The sequence below is a fragment of the Mycobacterium sp. TH-M106 genome, from assembly GCF_057473765.1.
This window is the reverse complement of the sequence record NZ_JBYCLE010000523.1, coordinates 1-2284: the sequence shown is the minus strand read 5'-3', so window position 1 is coordinate 2284 and position 2284 is coordinate 1. Positions and strand designations below refer to the sequence as shown.

Sequence of the window (2284 nt, the reverse complement as noted above, 5' to 3'; positions counted from 1 at the left end):
GCAGTTCCGGATTCGTCGCGACAAGCGGGCACGGCTGTTGGCCGAAGGCCGCGACCCCTACCCGGTCGCGGTCGACCGGACGCACACGTTGGCCCAGATCCGCGCCGGTTACCCCGACCTGCCCGCCGGCACGTCCACCGGTGACGTTGTCGGCGTCGCCGGCCGGGTGGTGTCCGCCCGCAACTCCGGCAAGCTGTGCTTTGCCACGCTGCAGGAGGGTGACGGCACTGCGCTTCAGGTGATGATCAGCCTGGCTCAAGTCGGTCAGCAGGCGCTGGAGAACTGGAAGGCCGACGTCGACCTCGGCGACATCGTCTGCGTGCACGGCGAGGTGATCAGTTCGCGCCGCGGCGAACTGTCGGTGCTGGCCGACTCGTGGCAGATGGCGTCGAAGTCGTTGCGGCCGCTGCCCGTCGCGCACAAAGAGATGAACGAAGAATCACGGGTGCGACAACGCTACGTCGACCTCATCGTCCGACCGCAGGCGCGCGCGGTGGCGCACCAGCGCATCGCCGTCGTCCGCGCCGTTCGCGCCGCGTTGCAGCGGCGTGGATTCGTCGAAGTCGAGACCCCGATGCTGCAGACACTGGCGGGCGGGGCGGCCGCGCGGCCGTTCGTCACCCATTCCAATGCTCTCGACACCGACCTGTACCTGCGGATCGCGCCGGAGCTGTTCCTGAAGCGCTGCGTTGTCGGCGGTTTCGACAGGGTCTTCGAACTCAATCGCGTGTTCCGAAACGAGGGCGCCGATTCCAGCCATTCACCGGAATTCTCGATGCTGGAGACTTACCAGGCCTACGGCACCTACGATGATTCGGCGGTGACGACCCGCGAAGTTATTCAGGAGGTCGCCGACGAGGCGATCGGCACCAGACAACTGTCGCTGCCGGACGGCAGTATCTACGACATCGGCGGTGAATGGGCGTCGATACAAATGTATCCGTCCCTGTCGGTTGCGCTCGGCGAAGAGATCACCCCCGCCACCCCGGTGGATCGGTTACGCCGTATCGCTGACCGCCTGGATGCGCCGGTTTCCGGCGGCCAGGTTGCCGGGCACGGCAAACTGGTCGAGGAGTTGTGGGAGCATACCGTCGGACATAACCTGCGGGCGCCCACTTTCGTGCGGGACTTTCCGGTGGAAACCACTCCGCTGACGCGTCAGCATCGCAGCATCTCCGGTGTCACCGAGAAGTGGGATCTCTATCTGCGGGGCATCGAACTGGCCACCGGATACTCCGAACTCGTCGACCCGGTGGTGCAGCGGGACAGGTTTGCCGCCCAGGCACGCGCCGCGGCAGCCGGCGATGACGAGGCGATGGTGCTCGACGAGGATTTTCTGACCGCCCTCGAGCACGCGATGCCGCCGTGCACCGGGACCGGAATGGGGATCGACCGCTTGTTGATGGCGCTGACCGGCCTGTCGATTAGAGAGACGGTTTTGTTTCCGATTGTCCGGCGCCACGACGACTGAACCGCCACGCCAGTCGCGATGTTGAATACTCTGCGCTTTTATGGCAGATTGGACTTCGATGTCCGTGCGGACACAGCGGGTTGCTCGATTCAAACGGTGCACAGTTTGTGCACAGGAAGAAACGTGAGGATAAGCCGATGGCGAAGAAAGTGACCGTCACCTTGATCGACGATTTCGACGGTTCGGGTGCCGCCGACGAAACAGTCGAATTCGGGCTCGATGGGGTGACCTACGAAGTTGACCTTTCGACCAAGAATGCCACGAAACTCCGCGGTGAGCTGACGAAATGGATCGAAGCCGGCCGCCGGGTCGGTGGTCGGCGGCGCGGGCGTTCGGCCTCCGGTAGGCGCGGGGCGATCGATCGCGAACAGAGCGCCGCAATCCGGGAATGGGCCCGCCGCAACGGGCACAATGTGTCGACCCGCGGCCGCATTCCAGCCGACATCATCGACGCATTCCACGCGGCTACCTGACCTCTTGGCCCGCACGTTCGCGGGCCCACCCACCCGGCCCAGCCGGTGTGGTTTTCGCTTCAAGCGAACCGGCTGGCAACCGGTGTGCGACCCGAACTGGAAACGTTTCCTGCTCCCCCGGCGTTAATCGCCATAGCAGAGTCTTGCGGTCGAACCCACAGCGATGTGCTGTGCACGTCAAAACACGACCCGGTTCAGCGCCCATTAGAGTGGATGGCAGCTACGCGACGCCAGCGGCTGTAGGAGATGGCGAGGGAGAGCAGGTAAGAAGCCGATGTTCGAAAGATTTACCGACCGTGCCCGCAGGGTCGTCGTCCTGGCGCAAGAAGAGGCCCGGATG

3 protein-coding genes are annotated in these 2284 nt (G+C 64.4%); all 3 read left to right on the top strand.

The window, feature by feature from the left end:
• A partial coding sequence (gene lysS / locus AC2VOP_RS18250; RefSeq protein WP_486962272.1) for a lysine--tRNA ligase occupies nucleotides 1–1471 on the top strand: 1471 nt, incomplete at its 5' end.
• Nucleotides 1472–1608: 137 nt separating this feature from the next.
• Entirely contained in the window at nucleotides 1609–1944 is a 336-nt protein-coding gene (gene lsr2, locus AC2VOP_RS18245; protein WP_486962271.1) for a histone-like nucleoid-structuring protein Lsr2, read from the top strand.
• A gap of 274 nt (nucleotides 1945–2218) precedes the next feature.
• A partial coding sequence (locus AC2VOP_RS18240) for a hypothetical protein (RefSeq protein WP_424712776.1) occupies nucleotides 2219–2284 on the top strand: 66 nt, incomplete at its 3' end.

Coding starts and splice junctions, on each gene's coding strand:
- lsr2 (WP_486962271.1), top strand. CDS start 1,609: ATGGCGAAGAAAGTGACCGTCACCTTGATCGACGATTTCGACGGTTCG.